This is a genomic window from Dictyoglomus thermophilum H-6-12 (genome assembly GCF_000020965.1).
GTDB classification, from domain to species: domain Bacteria; phylum Dictyoglomota; class Dictyoglomia; order Dictyoglomales; family Dictyoglomaceae; genus Dictyoglomus; species Dictyoglomus thermophilum.
In genome coordinates this window covers 539,762-559,836 of sequence record NC_011297.1, presented here as the reverse complement: position 1 = coordinate 559,836, position 20,075 = coordinate 539,762, and the positions used below count along the sequence as shown (strand labels likewise).

At 33.0% G+C, this 20,075-nt stretch carries 19 protein-coding genes and 1 pseudogene; 9 read left to right on the top strand and 11 right to left on the bottom strand.

Translation table 11 applies throughout. The features are described from left to right. The first annotated feature begins 31 nt into the window (after positions 1-31). From DICTH_RS02640 to rfaE2, 5 genes and pseudogenes are all read left to right on the top strand, one after another. On the top strand, positions 32-1,333 hold the full coding sequence (locus DICTH_RS02640; RefSeq protein WP_012547199.1) for a UDP-glucose dehydrogenase family protein: 1,302 nt from the start codon (positions 32-34) through the stop codon (positions 1,331-1,333). Then, positions 1,333-1,905, top strand: a pseudogene (gmhA, locus tag DICTH_RS10410) (D-sedoheptulose 7-phosphate isomerase); the annotation flags it as partial. The gene DICTH_RS02640 and the pseudogene gmhA, both read left to right, overlap by 1 nt. Beyond that, positions 1,879-2,403, top strand: coding sequence for a D-glycero-alpha-D-manno-heptose-1,7-bisphosphate 7-phosphatase (locus DICTH_RS10405; protein WP_407919141.1), 525 nt, complete (start codon positions 1,879-1,881; stop codon positions 2,401-2,403). The pseudogene gmhA and the gene DICTH_RS10405, both read left to right, overlap by 27 nt. Beyond that, a complete protein-coding gene (rfaE1, locus tag DICTH_RS02630; protein WP_012548285.1) occupies positions 2,379-3,380 on the top strand; it encodes a D-glycero-beta-D-manno-heptose-7-phosphate kinase in 1,002 nt (333 codons plus the stop codon). The genes DICTH_RS10405 and rfaE1 overlap by 25 nt, the downstream gene beginning before the upstream one ends. After that, positions 3,367-3,861, top strand: coding sequence for a D-glycero-beta-D-manno-heptose 1-phosphate adenylyltransferase (rfaE2, locus tag DICTH_RS02625; protein WP_012548534.1), 495 nt, complete (start codon positions 3,367-3,369; stop codon positions 3,859-3,861). The genes rfaE1 and rfaE2 overlap by 14 nt, the downstream gene beginning before the upstream one ends. On the opposite strand, the gene DICTH_RS02620 is transcribed toward rfaE2, so the two are convergent. Both DICTH_RS02620 and DICTH_RS02615 read right to left on the bottom strand, forming a co-directional pair. After that, complete coding sequence (locus DICTH_RS02620) at positions 3,838-6,183, bottom strand: glycosyltransferase family 9 protein (protein WP_012547219.1); 2,346 nt, start codon at positions 6,181-6,183, stop codon at positions 3,838-3,840. The genes rfaE2 and DICTH_RS02620 overlap by 24 nt on opposite strands. Positions 6,184-6,186: 3 nt before the next feature. Then, positions 6,187-6,663: a DUF4330 domain-containing protein gene (locus DICTH_RS02615; protein ID WP_012548528.1), complete on the bottom strand. Its 477-nt coding sequence runs from the start codon at positions 6,661-6,663 to the stop codon at positions 6,187-6,189. Between the two features lie 197 nt (positions 6,664-6,860). Between DICTH_RS02615 and malE the strand changes: the two genes are divergently transcribed. From malE to DICTH_RS02595, 4 genes are all read left to right on the top strand, one after another. After that, positions 6,861-8,054: a maltose/maltodextrin ABC transporter substrate-binding protein MalE gene (gene malE / locus DICTH_RS02610; protein WP_012547424.1), complete on the top strand. Its 1,194-nt coding sequence runs from the start codon at positions 6,861-6,863 to the stop codon at positions 8,052-8,054. A 71-nt stretch (positions 8,055-8,125) separates the two neighbouring features. Then, the gene (gene malF, locus DICTH_RS02605) at positions 8,126-9,643 is read left to right on the top strand and encodes a maltose ABC transporter permease MalF (protein ID WP_012548761.1); all 1,518 of its coding nucleotides are present in this window, start codon (positions 8,126-8,128) and stop codon (positions 9,641-9,643) included. Then, positions 9,640-10,485 carry a sugar ABC transporter permease gene (locus DICTH_RS02600; RefSeq protein ID WP_012547636.1) on the top strand — a complete coding sequence of 282 codons (846 nt, stop codon included), beginning with the start codon at positions 9,640-9,642 and terminating at the stop codon, positions 10,483-10,485. The genes malF and DICTH_RS02600 overlap by 4 nt, the downstream gene beginning before the upstream one ends. Before the next feature lie 70 nt (positions 10,486-10,555). Then, positions 10,556-11,050 carry a DUF4352 domain-containing protein gene (locus DICTH_RS02595; protein ID WP_041723179.1) on the top strand — a complete coding sequence of 165 codons (495 nt, stop codon included), beginning with the start codon at positions 10,556-10,558 and terminating at the stop codon, positions 11,048-11,050. Here the strand turns inward: DICTH_RS02595 and DICTH_RS02590 are convergent. From DICTH_RS02590 to DICTH_RS02550, 9 genes are all read right to left on the bottom strand, one after another. Then, positions 10,991-12,268 (bottom strand): ribonuclease HII, encoded by a 1,278-nt coding sequence (locus DICTH_RS02590; protein WP_012547939.1) that lies wholly within the window; start codon positions 12,266-12,268, stop codon positions 10,991-10,993. The two genes, DICTH_RS02595 and DICTH_RS02590, sit on opposite strands and share 60 nt — an antisense overlap. Before the next feature lie 2 nt (positions 12,269-12,270). Then, on the bottom strand, positions 12,271-12,816 hold the full coding sequence (locus DICTH_RS02585) for a D-lyxose/D-mannose family sugar isomerase (RefSeq protein WP_012547751.1): 546 nt from the start codon (positions 12,814-12,816) through the stop codon (positions 12,271-12,273). Beyond that, positions 12,813-14,078: a hypothetical protein gene (locus DICTH_RS02580; RefSeq protein ID WP_012548101.1), complete on the bottom strand. Its 1,266-nt coding sequence runs from the start codon at positions 14,076-14,078 to the stop codon at positions 12,813-12,815. Before DICTH_RS02580 ends, DICTH_RS02585 begins: the two co-directional genes overlap by 4 nt. Beyond that, a complete protein-coding gene (locus DICTH_RS02575; RefSeq protein WP_012547002.1) occupies positions 14,059-15,198 on the bottom strand; it encodes a DUF58 domain-containing protein in 1,140 nt (379 codons plus the stop codon). The genes DICTH_RS02580 and DICTH_RS02575 overlap by 20 nt, the downstream gene beginning before the upstream one ends. Further along, entirely contained in the window at positions 15,199-16,143 is a 945-nt protein-coding gene (locus DICTH_RS02570) for an AAA family ATPase (protein WP_012547259.1), read from the bottom strand. It lies immediately after the preceding gene. A gap of 59 nt (positions 16,144-16,202) precedes the next feature. Next, positions 16,203-17,549, bottom strand: coding sequence for a 23S rRNA (uracil(1939)-C(5))-methyltransferase RlmD (gene rlmD, locus DICTH_RS02565; RefSeq protein WP_012548163.1), 1,347 nt, complete (start codon positions 17,547-17,549; stop codon positions 16,203-16,205). A gap of 6 nt (positions 17,550-17,555) precedes the next feature. Continuing rightward, positions 17,556-17,939, bottom strand: a complete 384-nt coding sequence (locus DICTH_RS02560; RefSeq protein ID WP_012548492.1) for a hypothetical protein — start codon at positions 17,937-17,939, stop codon at positions 17,556-17,558. Beyond that, positions 17,926-18,840, bottom strand: a complete 915-nt coding sequence (locus DICTH_RS02555) for a KaiC domain-containing protein (protein ID WP_012547361.1) — start codon at positions 18,838-18,840, stop codon at positions 17,926-17,928. Before DICTH_RS02555 ends, DICTH_RS02560 begins: the two co-directional genes overlap by 14 nt. A 129-nt stretch (positions 18,841-18,969) precedes the next feature. Then, complete coding sequence (locus DICTH_RS02550) at positions 18,970-19,926, bottom strand: L-lactate dehydrogenase (protein WP_012546891.1); 957 nt, start codon at positions 19,924-19,926, stop codon at positions 18,970-18,972. Between the last annotated feature and the right edge of the window lie 149 nt (positions 19,927-20,075).

The following is a 20,075-nucleotide window of genomic DNA, read 5'->3' as shown; positions in this document are numbered from 1 at the left end:
TTTAAGGAAAAAACCATTGAAGGAGGAAACATTGAGAAAGATAGGTATTGTAGGAACAGGATATATAGGACTTGTAACAGGTCTTGGTCTTGCTGATTTTGGTAATAAAGTAACCTGCTTCGATGTAGACTATGAAAAAATCGAAAAACTAAAAAACGGCATCTCTCCAATTAAAGAGAAGAATATAGATGAACTATTAAAGAGAAATATAGAAAATAAGAGAATAACATTTACCACAAATATTCAAGAACTTTTAGAAAACTCAGAAATTATTTTTGTATGTGTAAATACTCCTCCTAAAGAAGATGGAAATGTAGATCTTTCCCAAATAATATCAGTCTCTGAGAATCTTGCTCAGAATATAAAGGATAAAAAAATAATAGCAATAAAAAGCACTGTTCCAATAGGAACTTTAGAAAAGATAACTCTAATATTTGAAAAATATGGTAAACGTAAGGATCAAGATTTCGAACTGGCTGTTGTTCCAGAGTTTTTAAGAGAAGGAAATGCAGTTTACGACTTTTTCAACCCATCTCGTATAGTTATAGGAGCAGAAAACCCTGAAACCATTGAAAAGTTAAAAGAAGTTTTCCTTCCATTAAACGCTCCCATTGTGGTAACATCCCCCAATGCTGCTATATTAATAAAATACGCATCTAACGCTTTTCTTGCCATGAGGATATCTTTCATAAATGAGATTGCAAATATTGCAGAAAAATTTGGAATTGACATAAAAGAAGTTATCGAAGGAATGAAATATGACAAAAGAATAGGAAAAGATTATCTACAGCCTGGTATTGGATTTGGAGGACCATGCTTAGGAAAAGATCTTATGGGCCTTATTAAAATGGCAGAAAAAGAGGGATATCACCCAAGTCTACTTATAAGTATTTTTGAAAAAAATGAGCATCAAATAAGACAAATCATCTATAAAATCAAATTCTTCTTAGGGGAATTTTTAGATAATCAAACCATAGGTATATTAGGACTCACCTTCAAACCTGATACAAATGATGTAAGGAATTCATTGGCTCTAAGAATAATAAAAATGCTTAAGAATGATGGAGCGAAAATTAAAGCTTATGATCCATTAGGAATAGATGAGGCAAAAAAAGAAATTCAAGATATTGAGTATTATGATAATCCCTACGATGTAGCTAAAGACTCCAATTGTCTTGTTATCCTCACAGGATGGAAAGAGTTTAAAGAATTAGATTTTAGAAAAATAAAAGATGTAATGAAAACCCCTATAATAATTGATGGAGTAAACCTACTCGATCCTAAAACCATAAAAGAGATGGGATTTATTTATAAAGGAGTAGGAAGGCAATAATGGAAGAAAGAATAAAAGTTAGACTCAAGAAACATAACTTTACCTTAAAACTTGTAGAAGAATATCTACTACCCGATATCAAAAAGGCTGCAAAGATGATTGTGGAAAAGTACAAAAAAGGTAAAAAAGTACTTATTTTTGGAAACGGGGGAAGCGCTGCAGATGCTCAGCACATAGTTGCAGAACTTGTAGGAAGATTTCTAAAAGAGAGAAAAGGCATTCCTGCCATCGCCCTTACCACAAACTCTTCAAATCTTACCTCTATATCTAATGATTACGGATTCGATGAGGTATTTGAAAGACAGGTTGAAGCTCTTTTAGAAGAAGAAGATGTGGTCATTGGGATAAGCACATCAGGAAATTCTCCTAATGTAGTAAAAGCCTTAAAAAAAGCAAAAGAACTTAAAGGAACAACCATAGCTCTCTCTGGAAAAAACGGAGGAGAGATGATTAAATATGCTGATATCTCTATTGTTGTACCCTTTCACATGACCCCCCATATTCAAGAAGCCCATATTACCATAGGACATATCTTATGTGATCTAATAGAAGAAGAATTATTCCCATCTAAAAATCGTGCTATTTTCCTTGATAGAGATGGGACTATAAATGAAGACAAAGGTTATGTTTATAAACCAGAAGATCTGATAATTTTACCCTATGTGATAGAGGCTCTAAAACTATTACAAAAGAAATTTCTAATTATTGTAGTGACTAATCAGTCTGGAGTAGAGAGAGGTTACTATACTACAGAAGATGTAGATAAATTCCATAGATACTTATACTACACTCTGTCAAAAGAGGAAGTCTATATAGATGATTTTTATTATTGTCCTTATCTTGAGGGAGAATGCAGAAAACCAAACCCAGGAATGTTACTTCAAGCAGCAAAAGATTGGAATATAGATTTAGAAAAATCTTATATGATTGGAGACAAAAGTAGTGATGTAGAAGCAGGTAAAAAAGCTGGATGTAAAACCATAATATTAGGGAAGGAGGATCCTCTTGCTGATTTTTCAGCCAAAAACTTATTGGAGGCAGCAAAATGGATATTAGAGAAAGACTCTTAGAAATAACTCAATCTTGGAAAGGAAAAAGAATCGCAGTAATAGGTGACATTATGATCGATGAATACATCATAGGGAAGATTGAAAGAATCTCGCCTGAGGCTCCTGTCCCTATTTTAGAAATTGAAGAAGAAAAATATGTGCTTGGAGGGGCAGGAAATGTAGCTAATAACATAAAAAGCCTCGGAGGAGAGCCTATCCTTTTTGGAGTAGTAGGAGATGATCAGGGAGCAGAAAAAATTTTAAATCTTCTTCAACAAAAAGAAATAGAAAACTTTATGATAAAAGATAAAGAACGACCTACAACTACTAAGACAAGACTTATTGCACTAAGTCAACAAGTAGTAAGAATGGATAGAGAAAAAAGACACCCTATAAAGGGGGAAATAGAGATAAACTTACTAAAAAAAGTTGAGGAAAATATTGACAAAATAGATCTTTTTCTCCTTTCGGATTATGCAAAAGGAGTACTTACACCCTCTTTTACAAAAAAGGTTATTGACCTTGCCAAAGCTAAAGGTAAAAAAATATTAACAGATCCGAAGGGAAAAGATTTTACCAAGTACAAAGGAGTAAACTACATCACCCCTAACGAAAAAGAGGCAAAGATTGCCACAGACATGGAGGAAAACTTTGATATCATATCTTGTGCTCAAAAGCTCTTAGAAATAATAGAAGGGGAAGGAATAATCATTACAAGAGGAGAAAAAGGAATGCTTCTTTATCAAAAAGATTCCTACTATTACATTCCTGCCCTTAAGGTAGAGGTTAGAGATGTGACAGGAGCTGGAGATACTGTAATATCTGCATTATCCTTAGCCCTATCTTGTGGAGCAAACTCTCTCGAAGCTGCTCTCATATCAAATTTTGCTGCTAGTGTAGTGGTGAGAAAATTAGGAACTAGTACTGTGACTCCTGAAGAAATTGTGCAAGTAATTCCTCAAAATATAAAAATAGATAAAAATTATGTGGAATTCTGAGAGAAAAATCAAAACAAAAGAAGAGATATCAGAAATAGCCGATAATTTAAGGAAAGAGAATAAAATTATAGTTTTTACTAATGGTTGTTTCGAAATACTACACCCAGGTCATATCACCCTCCTTGAAAAAGCTAAAAGTCTTGGAGATATCTTGATAGTTGGTATCAACAGTGATGAATCTGTAAAAAAAATCAAAGGAGAAAAAAAACTTATCTTTGACGAAAAAAGCAGATTGAAAATAATATCCAGCTTAGAATGTGTTGATTACACAGTACTTTTTGATGAAGAAACCCCAGAAAATATAATAAGAACCATCAAACCTCATATTCATGTAAAAGGAGGAGATTATAAAGAAGAAGATCTCCCTGAGGCAAAAATTGTAAAAAGTTATGGCGGAAAAGTCATTATAGTTCCACTTTTAGAGGGATTCTCCACAACTCAAATAATAAACAGAATTTTAACCCTTTATAAAGATCATTAACTTTTCCCACACCAAATCTACAGGAATCTTCATACAATCTAAGGCTTCGCAAACTCTTTTTCTTTTATCCCAAAGACAGGGTTCGCAAGGAAGATCTATTTTCACTACTTGGTAAATAGGCTCCATAGGCACAATCTCCATAGGATTTGTAGGTCCAAAAAGAGCAACGATAGGCTTTTTAAGAGCGACACCGAGATGTAAAGGTGCAGAGTCTAAACATGCCATAACTTTAGAATAATATATCCATCCCAGAAATTCTTCTAACGATTTAGGAGAAACGAATTTACTATTTGGAAGCTCCTCCTTTAGATCCCTTATACTATCTTCTTCATCAGGCCCATATATAATTACATGCTCAATATCGTTCTCTTTTAACCTTTTTATTAATTCTATCCAATTCTCCATAGGCCATCTTCTATCTATTCCTCTTTTAATACTCATCTTACTTATTCCTGGGTGAAGTAAGACATATTCGAAAGGTCTTAGATTGTATTTTTCAGTATTCTTCTTTGTCTCTTCTTTTATATCCTCTGAAAGCTCTAATTCAGGATTGGAGTAAGAGACGTCCTTAAAAATTGCCTCTACCAGTCTAAAATGAACTCTTGCCATATATTCATTCCTCTTAGAAGATGCCTTATGGGTGTATAGAAAACTTAATGGATTCTCATAATAACCAGCCCTTACAGGTGCACCTACAAGATACATAAAAATAGGTACAAAAGGAGATTTGCCTGTAGAAATCGACAAATCATAGTTCTCCCTATGTAACTTTGCTATGAGATACAATGTATCTTTTAAAGATAGCTTTTCCTTAGGATTAAATTCTATTACATTCATTCTTAAAATATCATAAATTTTTCTGCCCCTTCTTTCCGTTATTATGGTGATCTTAGGATTAAGTTTTTCTTTAATGGCTTTTATAACAGGAAGAAAGAGAATTTGATCTCCTAATCCACCCAGGTTAAAAAGCAAAACTTTTGACTCTTTATTTTCTTTGAATAAGTTTATAATTATGCTAACAGAAAACCAAAAAATTATTTGCGGGTAAGGTCTATACCAAATAGTATCTACAAAACCATGAAAAAGAGGAGCAACAATTGAAGCAAAAGCAGTTATTCCAATTACCTTATAATCCAAGTTCCATAGATTGTATTTTCTAATAAACCTACTAAAAAGATAATAAAGCATCAAGAGAAAAACCAAAAGGGCAAATATACCACCCTCAATCCCTATCTCCATAAAAAGATTATAAGAGGCAAGAGCTGTAAACCTTGGTTCCATATAAAAAGCATAGACTCTTCTAAAGACGTCATTACCAAGACCTATTCCCGTCAAGAAGAAATCCCTAAATATTTTGAAAGATCTCTGCCATATTACGATTCTTGTAGCATTTGAAGAATGTCCCCACAATGTAAAAGCTGAAAGTATTCTTTTTTGAAGATAAGAAGACTTAATTAAAATTCCAAGTCCCACAAAAAACAGCAAAATGATAAAAGCAAATATGATTTTTCTTTGCTTTTTAGTTAAATAACCCCAAATAATCCTAAAAATAAAGTAAAAATATACAAGCATGGAAAACAGAAAGCCCAAATAAGCTCCCCTTGAATAAGTCCAAATTATAGATAGAAAAGAAAGCAAAGTTGCAAAGATAGGTACACTCTTAAATTTAAAAATAAAAATGGAAGAAAGAATAAAAGGAAAAACACCAATGAGATAACCACCAAGAAGATTTGGATTTTGAAGAGTCCCATAAACCCTGGTTACATTCTCACCAACAAATTCAACATCCTCCCAACCTGCAAGGGGAGGAACTTTTATTATCCATTGATACAAACAGTATAAAGATAATAAAAAAGTAGAAAAAAGTATAACAAATAAAGCTCTTTTAATCTTTTCCTTATCTTTAAATACATCCCTAAAGACCAAAAATAAACCAAAATAGACACAAAACTTTAAATAACCTTTTATAGCAGGCACTAAATAAGGTGAGAAAAAGGTCGATGCAAGGTTTATCAACATAAATATAATATAGAGCAAAGTAAAAGTATCAAGAGTCTCAAAAAATCTCCTATCCTTTGCCAAGAACGTATCAACCAACCATAAGACAAAAGCTATAAAAATCCCAATAGCTATTTTTCCTGATGATAAAAAAGGAAGTAAAAATAGGAAAATATAAAGATAATATTCCAAAACAAAATGGAAAAAGGGGAAAAAGAACGATGTAGTAATTATGGGTTCAATTTTAGATTTTATATTAATTTCTAAGGAATTCAAAAACCTAAATATTAAACTTTCTCTCCAAATTTGTACCAATTTTTCCATAAATTAATACCTTAGCGCAGAAACAACTCCATTAACATCAAGTTTATAACTTTCAACACTTATTGGCATACCCACTTTAACTTTAACCCCAAGAACCACGCTATCCTCGGTAACATAACCTCTCGAGGTAAAAGTTATAAGCATATCTACATTAAATGGATTATTAACATCATCTATAAAAGTATAAGTGCCATTAAAATTAGGAACAAGCATCTTTTTATCATAGATTTTAACATCTTTAACCGTTACCCAAGCAAAGGGCTGATTTTTAATCCTTATAAAAGCCTTATCTCCGGGTTTTATCACCTCTTTATCGTTAAGAGGTAGATTTCTTACTATCATATCGATTTCTACATCCTTTTCAATCCCTTGGACCTTTGCAAGAGGAGTTTTCCCTTCTTTCACAAGGAAAAATCCAAGAATTCCAAGAAGGATAATAATGAATACTATAACGTCGAAAAGATTTATTTTTAGCTTCATAATCAGTTACATCTCCTTTCCTTAAGCCTTTTAGACAGAAAAAATTATATCACAAAAATCAAACTTACCCTCTTTAAAAAAATTTTAATCTATGCTATAATTAACTAACACGAGTTAGATAAAGGAGGTGATTTGGAAGATTAAAGATTTTTCTTCAATTCTTTCTTAGACTAAAAACAAAAAGGGGGTAAAATTATATGAAGAAGATTTTAATTCTCTCACTTTTATTGATTATAGTCTTCTCACTATCTCAAGCAGCTGTTCCCGGTAAAATTACTATATGGACCTCGGAAGCACAAGTAAAAGCACTAAGAGAGTTTGTAAAGAACTTCAGCAATAAGTATGGAATACCAGTAGAAGTTAACGAAGTAAGCTTTAGTGATATAAAACCTAAATTTATCACTTCAGCACCTACAGGAGAAGGACCAGATATCATTGTAGGAGCTCATGATTGGATTGGAGAATTGGTAATCAATGGCTTATTACTTCCTATTGATTTTCTTCCTAAGAATGTCTTAGATCAATTCACACCTGTTACTCTACAAGCTATGTCCTATGGAGGAAAACTTTACGGAATTCCTTATTCCATGGAGGCTGTAGCATTAATATATAACAAGAATTTGGTTCCTAATCCTCCTACCACCTATGAATCGTTAGTAAGGATAGCAAAAAATTTAACAAAGGGAGGAATTTACGGCTTCCTTTATGATTACAACAACTTTTACTTCAGTTTCCCATTCTTCTCCGCATTAGGTGGGTATGTATTTAAAGAAACACCCAATGGTCTCGATCCTTTAGACATTGGACTTGCAAACGAAGGAGCTATAAAAGGAGTAGAAAAACTTGTCAACTTATTTAAAGAAGGAATCTTAAAGCAAGGAGTAGATTATCAAACAACCACAAGCCTCTTCTCAGAAGGTAAATTAGGTATGATGATAAATGGTCCATGGGAAATTGACAATATAAAGAAAGCAAAAATAAATTATGGTGTGGCAAAACTTCCTAAGATAGATGGAAAACCCATGAGACCTTTTGTGGGAGTACAAGGATTTATGATAAACTCAAGATCTCCTAATATTGCCATTCTAAAAACCTTTGCTTTAGAAGTCCTTGCAACAAAAGAACTAGAGCTCAAATTATTTGAAACTGACCCAAGAATTCTTGCCAGGAAAGATGCCTATAGAGTGGTTTCTTCAAATCCTGATATTAAAGCCTTTGGAGCAAGTGCAGCTGATGGAATACCTATGCCTAATATTCCCGAAATGGGACCTGTATGGAGCTATATGGGAGATGCTTTGACTCTAATAACCTCTGGTAAAAAGGCTCCTGACGTAGCCCTTAAAGAAGCTGTGGCCCAAATAAAAGATGCCATCTTAAAAGCCAGAAAATAAAAAGATCTTAAAGATCTCAGAGAGGAGAGGATCCATTTTTCCTCTCCTCTCTAAAAAAAAGGAGGGAATTTATGAGTTTTTTCATATCTTTTCTTCCTATAATATACGCTGGAATTGTAGTAGTGATTGGAATATTTTTTAGCTACATTTTAAGCATGATCGCAGGTTTCATATGGGGTTTAATCTTCTTTCTTGCAACTTTTTTATTTGCTCTTTTAATAGTTAATCCTAAAACCTATCCTTGGAAATACATTGTACCAGCTTTTCTACTCATGTTTATGTTCATGATTTATCCTATCATCTACACAATTCAAATTGCCTTTACAAATTACGGAACAGGACACATCCTAACCAAGACACAAGTAATAGAACAATTAGAAAAAGAAACTTTTTTGCCAGAAAATACTCAAAATTTTAAGTATGAAATTTATAAAAGTAAAATTGGCGATATATTACTTCTTTTTAAGGACGAGAACAATAATATTTATAAGGTAGAGGATAAAAAATTAATAAAAATAGCTGAAGGAGATTTCCCCTCAGAATATGCTGGTTATAAACTGCTTCCTCAAACCCAAAAATATTCTGAGATATCTAAATTGCAAAACTTAAAAATTGAAATTGGGAATGGCATTTTTTTACAGATGTCAGATTTAAATAATTTTTCCACTTATAAGCAGAGGTATAAATACATTCCAGAAGAAGATGTTCTAATAGACAATCTTACAGGAGAAAAGTTGGTCCCCCAAAATGGATTCTTTGTAAGACCAAATGGGCAAGAAATTTTACCTGGTTTTGTAACCTATGTAGGTTTAGAAAATTTCTTAAGACTCTTTAAAGACGAACGGGTTTCAAAACCCTTTGTTAGAGTCTTCACCTGGAACGTCCTATGGGCAACTTTAACTACTTTTATAAATTTCGCCTTTGGACTATTCTTAGCTCTACTCATGAACGATAAAAATTTAAAATTCAAAGGAATATACCGCACCCTACTCATTATACCATGGGCCATTCCCTCTTTTATATCCTTACTTATTTGGGTTGGCCTTCTAAACACAGAGGTGGGAGTAGTAAACAGAATACTCTCTTCTCTTTTTGGAGTAAAGATACCATGGTTTTTAGAAACGAAATGGGCAAGACTTGCTTTATTTATTGTTAATCTATGGTTGGGATATCCCTATGCCATGACTGTATGTCTTGGTTCTCTCCAAAGCATTCCAGAAGAGCTCTACGAAGCAGCAAAGGTGGATGGTGCAAGTTATTTTCAACAGCTTAAAAATATAACTCTTCCTCTCTTACTCACTGCTATAGGCCCTCTTATTGTTGGCACTTTTGCCTTTAACTTTAATAATTTCAACGTAATATATCTCCTTACTGGAGGAAAACCTCCTATGGCTGATGTATCCTCAGTGGCAGGAACCACCGATATTCTCATTTCATATACTTACAAACTTGCTTTTGAAGGCGGAAGGGGTCAAGATTATGGCCTCGCAGCTACCATCTCTATAATTGTATTTATAATTGTAGCCTCCCTAAGTCTTTTCAACTTTTGGATATCTGGAATGTTTAAACGAGAGGTGAGATACGAATGAGGAGAAATAAATTTTTAGATCAAGTTCCAAAACATCTAATAATATGGTTTATTCTAATATTCACCTTTTTCCCAGTAGTATGGACTATATCAGCCTCATTAAGAGCTGGAGGCGGGCTTGTAGGACAAAGATTAATTCCCGAAGTATTAACATTTGAACATTATTCTAATTTAAAAGAAATTGGTTTTTTTAACTGGATTAAGAACTCCCTAATAGTATCATTGACCACTGCTATTCTCACAGTATTCTTTGTATCCCTTGCAGCCTACGCTTTTTCAAGATTTAATTTTTGGGGTAAAAAGTATTCTCTCCTAACCTTACTTATTTTACAAATGTTCCCAGCAGTAATGGGTATGGTAGCAGTATATTTGCTACTCTTCCATATTGGTAAATATATTCCCTTTTTAGGCTTAAATACCCTATCAGGATTAATAATGGTCTATCTTGGGGGAGGAATCCCCTACAATATATGGCTTATGAAGGGATTTTTTGACAGTATTCCTGACTCTTTAGAAGAATCAGCTTTAATTGATGGTGCTACAAGATTTCAAGCCTATTACAAGATAATCCTTCCTCTTGCCACTCCCATCTTAGCAGTAGTCGCAATTAATTCCTTTATTGGAACATACTCGGACTTTTTGTTAGCAAGTATTATATTAAAAGATCCCTCTAAATACACCTTTGCTGTTGGCTTAAGAAATTTTATCTCAGGACTATATGATGTGAGATGGGGAGATTTTGCTGCAGCATCCATCGTTGGAGCCTTACCCATTGTTATACTATTCTTATCCCTCCAAAATCTCATAGTTTCAGGCCTAACCCGAGGCGCTGTTAAGGAGTAAGGTAGGAGTTAATCCTACCTTACTCCTGTAAATATGCTATAATTAAACAAAAAACTGAGGGGGATAATAAATGAAAAAGTGGAGTATATTCATAATTTTGGTATGCTTAATTCTTCTTAGTTTATCTTTTGGGGAGACTGTTCCTCTTTTAATTCAAGGCAAAGAAGTCAAAGGAGAAAATCTTGACGGCTTAGTAGTATACATACAAAAAATACAAAAAGTAGAAGAACTTCCACTATATTCAGATTTTAAATATCTCCCCGAAGGTGTATTCTATGTAATTAATCTGTTTTTATGGAATAAAACCCAAAAGGAGATATTAATTACCGCTAATAATTTCAACCTGATTGATGACGATGGAAAAAGCCATCCTGTAAGCGCTTTTGGGAGCATATACTACACTTTTAAAGATTACAATACTTTTTTAAGGAATTACTTAAAACCTGGAGAGTTAAAAGAAGGCTACTTAGTTTTTGAAATCCATCCATCAAACGTTCCTTATAAACTAAATATTATCGACATTCCTGAAAAGGGAAAAAACTACTCTATCTCCCTTAATCTTTGAGGTTATAAATTTAGAAGGAGTTTTATTAAGAGTTAATATTCTGCCTATACTTTCATAATAAATAAAGTATTCTTTTAAAGCATGATCAACAATAAAACCAAATCCATCAAGTAAGTGAGAATTTTTTACAACTTCAAAAATTGGCTCAAAATTTTCTTTATCTACTTTTATAACACCACTATGATATTTCATAGCTAAATCAAGATCCTTCATTTCCTTATCACAAAAGGGGCATATGAATTTATAATTTCTTAAAAATACCTCATTACCTTCTTTACCACAAAAGAAACATCTAAATTTCCCCTCTTCGGATATTAAGTTATAAAAAGAAGGTTTTTCTTTTTTAACCTTATTGCCAAAAGATTTTCTAATAAACCAAGAATCAATGTAAGAATAATTTACCAAAAACAATTCCAACTCTTTGTTAGACATATTTCCTTTTATCAAATTTCCTGGAATTTCATATATCTCCTGTAAAAATTTTAATATCCTCTCCCTATGAGCCTTTGCAATTAAAGATGCAAGCTTTACCTCTAAAAACTTATCTTCAGAATCGATAGCAAAAATATATTCAAAATTACTCTCTTTCCTTTCCTTCTCCAAAAACTTTTTCAACCCTTCCCCTACTCCATAATCGTCAATCACAACCCTTGCTTCTACTCCAGAAGGCAAACCTTCCATTAATCTTTTAATAAGTTTTGTATACGACAAATCCAAAAGTTGATTAATGTTAAAACGGTCAATCTCTCGAGGTTGTATGAGATCAATAGCATAGAAAAAAACATCAGAAATATATCTATTAATAATACTCAATATCCTGGTCCAATACTCAAAATCATGAGACTTCTTAGTATCGGGGGTCTTCAATTCAGAAGGTATTTGAGAAATATAATCTCTCTTTATAAGTACTCCACAGGTTATTATCGGACCAAAAACTTCACCTTTTCCTACCTCATCAAAACCTAAAACATAATCCTTAGATAGATCAAAATTATCTTCCACTAACGAATCTATTTCTTTCCATATCTCTTCAGCCTCTTCTGATTGAGTACTATAAAGTTTACCAGAAGTATAGTACACAAAGGTACTTCCCTTTAATTTTAATCTCCATAATTCATAAGGATTTGTAGGTGATTCCTCAATACCCCCCTTTCTAAGTAAATAATCTCTTATTTCCTTACTTTTATTCCCATTTAACTTCCAAGTTCTTCCGTACAATTTCAATCTTCCTCAATTATAGGGATCCTTCTGATTTCGGGATCAGTAAAAATATCATATTCATCGGAATTTCTTGTAGAAAATTCCGAAACAATAGCACCTTCGTCTCCTGCCTGAAACCAGTGAGGAGTATTAGGATAAAGAGTATACTGTTCTCCTGGGTTTAATTCTATTTCATGCCAAACAGTGAAATACTTTTTCTTTTCCTCAGGAATAATTGCTTTAGGATTTTCCACAGCTTCACCAGGAACATAAAGATAAACTTTGCCCCATCTACATCTAAAGGTTTCTTCCTTACCAGGATCCCCATTAAAAGGGGGATGTCTATGCTCTGGACAGGTCTGTCTTGGAAACATAATAAGTTCTTTTGCACAAACCCTTTCGGTACTTACATATGTTAGAATTTGTAGCCCAAATATATCAAGCCTTCCGAGTCCAAAATCAGCAACTTCAATCCTATTCTTCTCCTCTTCAGTAATAACTATATGGGCTTTTTCAAGAAGTTGAATAGCCTTCATTCTTGCTTTTTCATAATCAGACCTTTTCATCTTTGATCCCCCCTGTTCTTAAATAACCTTTTGTACAAGGAGATAAATTCTTTATCTAACTCCTTTGTACTTTCTAACCTATTATATCTAACATGAACATAAATTTCTCTTATCCTCTTCAATATTTCAGAATCAAAGAGATTAAAAGTCTTTTTATACACATCCTGAGTAGTATCTGAAGGTCTCAAATCTACACCAAAACCCTTACTTTCCAAAAGATATTTTCTATAGTACTCTCTTACTAATCCTAAATTTCTTCTCTCCAAAAGCCTCCTTAACGCATTTAAAGGATTCACTTGAGAGAACAAAAATTCTCTTTCCTCTATATAGTTTTCACCTTTTGTTTGAGATGAAAAAACTCTCTTTATTACCCACAAAATAATTAGTATGATTATTCCAGCAATCAAGATATAAAAAGATATAACAAGTAAAGTATCTATTATTTCGGAACGAATTTCCCTCCTATCCCAGAGCAATCTAAGCAATCTACTCAGATTAGGATCCATCGTAAAATCACGTGTATTCAACCTTCCAATAAAACCTCCTTTACTCATAAAATTCAAAATAAGATAAAATATCCAAGAAAGAACGTAGCCTATCACTATAAAAATAACGGCTAAAGCTGTAGTAAAAATAAAATAAAGTATTGAGAAGATATTACTAGTGATAAAGAATATCTTGTCTCTTATGGCAGGTACGCTTAAAAGAGCCGATAATAAAATTACTCCAAAAGCATATCTTATGTTTAAAGAAACCAATCTCCTATCTTCTATCTTATGCTCCATATATCTCAAAGTCCTAAGAAGAAATACGCTCACCACAAAATATATTAGGAGAGAAGGCAAAACTGTAACCTCAAAGTTTAAAAATCTGCTCGTAGAAAGATATCTCATCAAAAAAGAAATAATAAAAATAAGAATAGCTATAGGATTAGTCTTTTTAAAATGATCCACAGCAAGGCCATAACTTATCGCCTTTTGAGTTAATATAAGATAGAGAGAGATAGAAGAAATGATTAAAATCAATATTTTCTCATATATACCTACAGGTATTATTAGAACAGCCAAATAAGGTATTATGGATAAAAACTTCAAATTCTCCTTAAAAATATTCTTCAATATATAACTTAAAAAAGATAGAAAAATAAACAAAGGATAGAAATAGAAAGGAATAAAGGGATTATACATTATGATAACTGCAGACATAATCAAAGAAAATATAAAAGATATCCTGGTTATTAAATCAAGATATAAAAGCCACATCTTTTTCCCTTCTTAAAGAGTACTTTAACACCCTTGGAGAAAGAAGACCAAGATTTTCGTCATAGTATGATATAACTATTACTTTGGTTAAATCAGTATCAAGGGCAGAAATATAAGGAATATACTCTCTTAATAGATATGGCGTAATTATTACATAAGTAGAAATCATAAAATTATTATTCCTCATAAAAGCCTTTATAATCTCTTCAAAAGGAACATTAACATTATAAGAAAGCCTTCCTAAATATTCTAAAAAAAGCTGAAGATGGGTATCCCCCATTCCAGGATAAACAGTATTCTCATCTCTTGAGAAACCATAAATCAACGAGTTAGTTGTAAATCCAAAAGGAACTTTTCTATCATGAAATATCTCCCCTATACTTCTTGCCACAGATATGCATTCTTCAATACTATTTTCATCCATTTTAATCCAATAAGGTTTGGAACACTCTACATTTAAAAATATCATTGCATTGTTTTCATAGGTAAAATCAAAATTTTTAACAAGTATCTTATGGTGTTTTAAAGAAAGTGGCCAATGAATAGTTTTAGCTGGTTCCCTACCAGTATATTCCTTAACCCCAATAATCATAGTAGGATCCTCTATGATCCACCTTTTTACAGAAACATCCCCATTAAAATTTCCATAAGGAATTAAATCCTTTTCAAGATCTTTTCTTTTAGGAAGAACCACTAAATCCTGAACAAGAGATATAGATTTAGTCTTAAGATTTAATCCTAAGAAATCTCCACCACAGATTTCTACATTTCCAAACACATACCTTCCTCTTTTTGTACAAGTTGCAAGATATTTTCTCCTTATCCTTTGATAGGGAAGAAGGAAAAAAGTCATAGTATGATATAAAAAATCCTTTGTCCTTATCTTATTTACCTGAAATTTATACTCAATAATCGAAGGTAATTCCTGAATAACCTGAAGAAAAGTAACAGGAATTATCTTTCTATTTTCAACCGTTATTTCTATGTATATATCCTCTCCTATCTCTGCAACTCTTTTTGAAAAACTTCTGTTAAAATATACTCTATCTAAGGTATATTTTTTAGATAGTTCATTTAACAAAATACCAAGTAATATTAAAAAAAGTAAAAGATATACCATCTATACTTCCTCTAAAGGAACTTTTATATTCTCGAGAATAATATTAATATTTTCATAGATATCCTTTGTTCTGGAAGCTCCTATAGAGATTATTCTATGATTCAACACAAAAGGAGCCAAATATTTTATATCCTCTGGAATTACATAGTCCCTACCATTGAAAAGGGCATAAACTTGACTTGCCTTAAAAAGGGCAATGCTTCCTCTTGGGCTTACTCCAAGGAGAATGGAATCTGAATTTCTTGTGTATTCAACTATGTCAAGAAGGTAATCCATAACTTCTCTTGAGATTCTAACCTCACTAAAGTTATCTCTTAAATAATATACCTCATCAAGACTTATCACACTTTCCACATCTTCTAATATATCTCTCTTCTTATTTCTATTTATAATCTCTATCTCTTCTTCCCTTGTAGGATAGCCTACCTTTATTCTCATAAAAAATCTATCAAGTTCTGCTTCAGGAAGAGGAAAGGTTCCGTAGGTCTCTACAGGGTTCTGAGTTGCAAGCACCATGAAAGGATCGGGCAATTTCCAGGTAACCCCGTCTACGGTAACTTGTTTTTCTTCCATAGCCTCCAATAAACTACTTTGAGTTCTTGGAGTTGCCCTATTTATTTCATCGGCGAGAATGATATTAGCAAACAAAGGACCGGGTCTAAACTCAAATTCTGCTTTCTTTTGATTATAAAAATTAATCCCTGTAAGATCAGAGGGAAGAAGATCTGGTGTAAACTGAATCCTTTTGAAAGATCCTCCAACAGTCTTAGCAAAAGCCTTTACCATCAAAGTTTTTCCAAGCCCAGGTACATCTTCTAATAAAACATGCCCTCCACATATAAAAGAAATCGCTATCAACTCAATTATCTTTTCTTTTCCTACTATTGCCTTTGAAACGTTTTTTACAACTTTTTCTTTGAAATCTACATACCTATCTATATCCATATAAATCCTCCTATAAAGATACTTTTATTTTCTATTTTATCACTTTTCCTAACTATTTTTTAATCTTTTTCAAGTAGTGCAATGGTCTCCACATGGAAAGTTTGAGGAAACATATCCACCGGTTGAACATCTACTAAATTATAACCAGCATTCAAAAGAATATTTATATCCCTTGCTAAAGTCGACGGATAACAGGAAATATATATAATTTGGCGAATCTTAGCCCGAATTATACTCTCAAGAAGATTTTGATCACATCCTTTTCTTGGAGGATCAAGTACCACAGCATCGGGAATCTTACCATCCTCAATTAATCTTGGTATCACTTCTTCTGATCTTCCCCAAATAAATTCCACATTTTTAACTTTATTTAATCTTGCATTCTTCCAAGCATCTTCAATGGCAGTTCTCTCAACTTCTATCCCATATACTTTTTCTGCTTTCTTTGACAGAAAAAGAGAGATAGTACCAATTCCACAATATGCGTCAAAAACTAATCTACTATTAGGAGAAAGATATTCTAACGCTTTATTATAAAGTTTTTCAGTCTGGATAGAATTTATTTGAAAAAAAGAAACAGGAGATATCTCAAATACAAAATCTCCAATTTTATCTCTTATCGTCTCATCCCCTAATATAAGCCTACTCTCTTCCCCAAAAATTTCATTGGTTCTTTTAGGATTTATATTTACATAAAAAGATTTCAAATTCTTAAGCTTATACTTATAAAATCTCGCAACTTTTTTAGCATTATCAATCATACCCTTCGAAACAAGAATCACCATAAGATCATCAAAAGCAAAAGATCTTCTCACTACTACAAATCTCAAAAGTCCCGTATGTTGGAGCTCATTGTAAACTTCTATATGAAACTTCTTAATAGCTTCTTTTGTAGTTTCTATAACCTTATCCGTATCTTCATGGTGTACTATACACTTATTTATGTCCACTATGTAATGGGTGTTAGGTTTGTAAAATCCTAAAACTATTTTTCCTCTTCTTTTTCCTACAGGAATCTTAGCTTTGTTTCTATACCTATAAGGATTTTCCATTCCTATAACTGGATTCACTTCTTTTTCAATTTTTCCAATTCTTTTAAAAGCATCTTCTACCATCATTTTCTTTAGTTCTAATTGATATTCGTAGTTAACATGCATTAGATGACAACCACCGCATTCGTAAAAAACCTCACAAACAGGATCACATCTTCGAGGATCTTTTTCTATAAATTCTACTATTCTTCCTACAGCATAGTCCTTTTTAGCTGTATGAATCTTAATTTTAACAACCTCTCCCGGAAGAGCATAATCCACAAAAACCACAAAACTATTTATATAAGCAATACCCTGCCCTTGAGAATTTATCTTCTCAATCCTTACCTGATATTCTTCTCCAACTTTAACCATATACTTTTACTCTATACCAAACTCCTCCTTTACTTTTCTATAGGCTAACTTTGCAAGCCCTCCTGCCACATGAGTTTTAATCTCCTTTTTCTTAAGTTCATCTTCAAGAATATCAAGAACCACATCAGGATCAGCCTTAAGAATATTTCTCACTGTTTGCTTGGTTAATCCAAGAAACTCTGCTATCTCTGCTTCGGTTTTCATATATCTATCTCTTAATATCACCGCATAACAAGCCTCAATAAGACTCGGAACCCATGTAAGATTTCTGTAAAGAATTAATTTTCTTGGACCTCCCAGTATATCCAATGTCTTTAAAAAAGTCTTCATGGCAAGGTTATCGAGTTCATCCTCTTTTACAGGAAGTTCGTCGCCACTAAGTATTGGCATCTACCTTCACCCCCTTAGAGAGTTCTTTCAAAGACTGTCCAATTCTCACCAAACCATTTTTATCAATCTCCAGTAGATAAGTATCAGTGCTATGTCCACACATCCTACAACCATCTATCCTAAAAAGCCTAACCAGCTCTCCCATTGGTCTCTTATACATTCTCTCCATATATTGACTGCTAATCAAGACCTTTGAAAGAACCATAGTTCCATCCACTATATGTGATATGGCAAAACCTCCTGCAGCTTCTGCTGAAAATTCCTCTTGACTAGATCTCTTTTGAGATATGAATATGGCCGTTTGATACCATTTCTTCATAAAGTTAAAAAGTTGACGAACAATAACTCTTGCCATCATTTCTTTAGCCTCATAAAGCCCCGTTATTGAATCTATAACCGTATATTTTATCTTATATTTCTTTATGGCATGGGCAAGAGTTGCAAGAAGAGTTGGTACATCTTCCCTTAGTTTAGAATAAGATGCAGCATCAATAAACACAATATTCTCATCAATTACATTTTCTTCAACCCCCATCGCAGCAGCCCTGGATTTCATTGATGTAGCCACAAAATGAGCTGGAGACTCTACTGTTATAAATGCCACTGCATTCCCCAGGGAGGCTTGCTTTATAGCAAATTGTTCTCCCATAAGACTTTTACCTGTATCAGAGATTCCTGTTAAGTTAAATACACTATACTGAGGAATACCCCCTAAAGGTACAACTTTTGTTTTTCCTTTCTCAATTTTAGTAGTAAAAAAGAGGTTATCAAGTCCTTCTATACCTGTAGGAACACCTCTTATCTCTACAGCTCTATCGCCTATATCTTTTAAAGACAAAATCGCATCTTCTACTACTTCATATTGGGGTTGCTGTTGATAACTTCTTTCTTCTTTATCCATAACATCATCTCCCCCAAAATAAAAAATTTATTAAAGTATATCAAAAATAATAAACACTTTAAAAGTTATAATAGTTTAAGCCCCGGGAGGGGGGACCCGGGGCTTAGGGTTAAAAGGAGGAGGCGAGGTTTAACGTGAGGATAAGGAGAGAGAACTAAAAGAATCTATGGCCTCTTTTATAAACTTCGCCGAGTTATAAAGTTCCTTCTCTTCCTCTTCTGTCAATTTTACCCGCAAAACTTTTTTAACTCCATTTCTTCCTACTATAGAAGGCAGGCTCAAAGGTACATCTTTAAATTCAAAAATTTGAGGATGAACTGTAGAAACAGGAAGAATTCTATTTTCATCTCTGACTATAGCTTCCACTATATTTACTAAAGCAAGACCTATAGCATAATAGGTAGCACCCTTATATTCAATTATTTTATACGCTGAATCTCTAACTTCTTTAATTATTGCTTTCTTGACATCTTCGTCAAAGCATCTTCTACCACAGACAGGACAAAACTCTGAAATAGAAATTCCTCCAATATGCGTTAAACTCCAAGCTAATACTGCAGTATCTCCGTGCTCTCCTATCACATAAGCATTTACAGATCTTGGATCTACATCACAATGTTTTGAAAGAAGATATGCAAATCTTGAACTATCAAGAACAGTACCTGAACCTATCACCCTATTTCTTGGAAAGCCGGAAAAGGTATAAGCAAAATATGTCAAAACGTCTACAGGATTAGTTACTATCAAAAATATTCCTTTAAAGCCATTTTTAACTATTTCTGGGACAAGATCTTTATAAATACTAATATTCCTATCTAATAGCTGTAGTCTTGTCTCCCCAGGCCTTTGTTTTGCTCCAGCAGTAATTACCACTATATCGGAATCTTTCGCCTCTTCTAATCCTCCAGCTCTTACCTCAACAGGTTTTGTAAAATATATTCCATGAGCTAAATCTAAGGCTTCTCCTTTTGCCTTTTTTTCATCTATATCGTAAAGTACAATCTCCTCTACCAAACCTTTATGAATGAGACTATAAGCAAAAGATGTACCAACAGCACCAGCTCCTACGATTAATATCTTTTTCATCCATATCACCTACCTTTTTGGTATAAATTCTAAGTATATTAAACCAAAAATTAAATCAAAAGTCAATTTAAGGAAATATTAAAGGATTGATTAAGTCAAAGCTTAAATTATTGAAAAAATTACTACAAAAGTGCTATATTCATAGATAT

Bases quoted from the DNA above. Each gene is read 5' to 3' on its own strand.
- DICTH_RS02570 (WP_012547259.1), bottom strand. From the start codon at position 16,143: ATGGATATAGATAGGTATGTAGATTTCAAAGAAAAAGTTGTAAAAAAC.
- DICTH_RS02585 (WP_012547751.1), bottom strand. From the start codon at position 12,816: ATGAAAAGGTCTGATTATGAAAAAGCAAGAATGAAGGCTATTCAACTT.
- malF (WP_012548761.1), top strand. From the start codon at position 8,126: ATGAGTTTTTTCATATCTTTTCTTCCTATAATATACGCTGGAATTGTA.
- rfaE1 (WP_012548285.1), top strand. From the start codon at position 2,379: ATGGATATTAGAGAAAGACTCTTAGAAATAACTCAATCTTGGAAAGGA.
- DICTH_RS02620 (WP_012547219.1), bottom strand. From the start codon at position 6,183: ATGGAAAAATTGGTACAAATTTGGAGAGAAAGTTTAATATTTAGGTTT.
- DICTH_RS02600 (WP_012547636.1), top strand. From the start codon at position 9,640: ATGAGGAGAAATAAATTTTTAGATCAAGTTCCAAAACATCTAATAATA.
- DICTH_RS02595 (WP_041723179.1), top strand. From the start codon at position 10,556: ATGAAAAAGTGGAGTATATTCATAATTTTGGTATGCTTAATTCTTCTT.
- DICTH_RS02575 (WP_012547002.1), bottom strand. From the start codon at position 15,198: ATGGTATATCTTTTACTTTTTTTAATATTACTTGGTATTTTGTTAAAT.
- DICTH_RS02615 (WP_012548528.1), bottom strand. From the start codon at position 6,663: ATGAAGCTAAAAATAAATCTTTTCGACGTTATAGTATTCATTATTATC.
- DICTH_RS02550 (WP_012546891.1), bottom strand. From the start codon at position 19,926: ATGAAAAAGATATTAATCGTAGGAGCTGGTGCTGTTGGTACATCTTTT.
- rfaE2 (WP_012548534.1), top strand. From the start codon at position 3,367: ATGTGGAATTCTGAGAGAAAAATCAAAACAAAAGAAGAGATATCAGAA.
- DICTH_RS02555 (WP_012547361.1), bottom strand. From the start codon at position 18,840: ATGGATAAAGAAGAAAGAAGTTATCAACAGCAACCCCAATATGAAGTA.
- rlmD (WP_012548163.1), bottom strand. From the start codon at position 17,549: ATGGTTAAAGTTGGAGAAGAATATCAGGTAAGGATTGAGAAGATAAAT.
- DICTH_RS02580 (WP_012548101.1), bottom strand. From the start codon at position 14,078: ATGTGGCTTTTATATCTTGATTTAATAACCAGGATATCTTTTATATTT.
- DICTH_RS02560 (WP_012548492.1), bottom strand. From the start codon at position 17,939: ATGCCAATACTTAGTGGCGACGAACTTCCTGTAAAAGAGGATGAACTC.
- malE (WP_012547424.1), top strand. From the start codon at position 6,861: ATGAAGAAGATTTTAATTCTCTCACTTTTATTGATTATAGTCTTCTCA.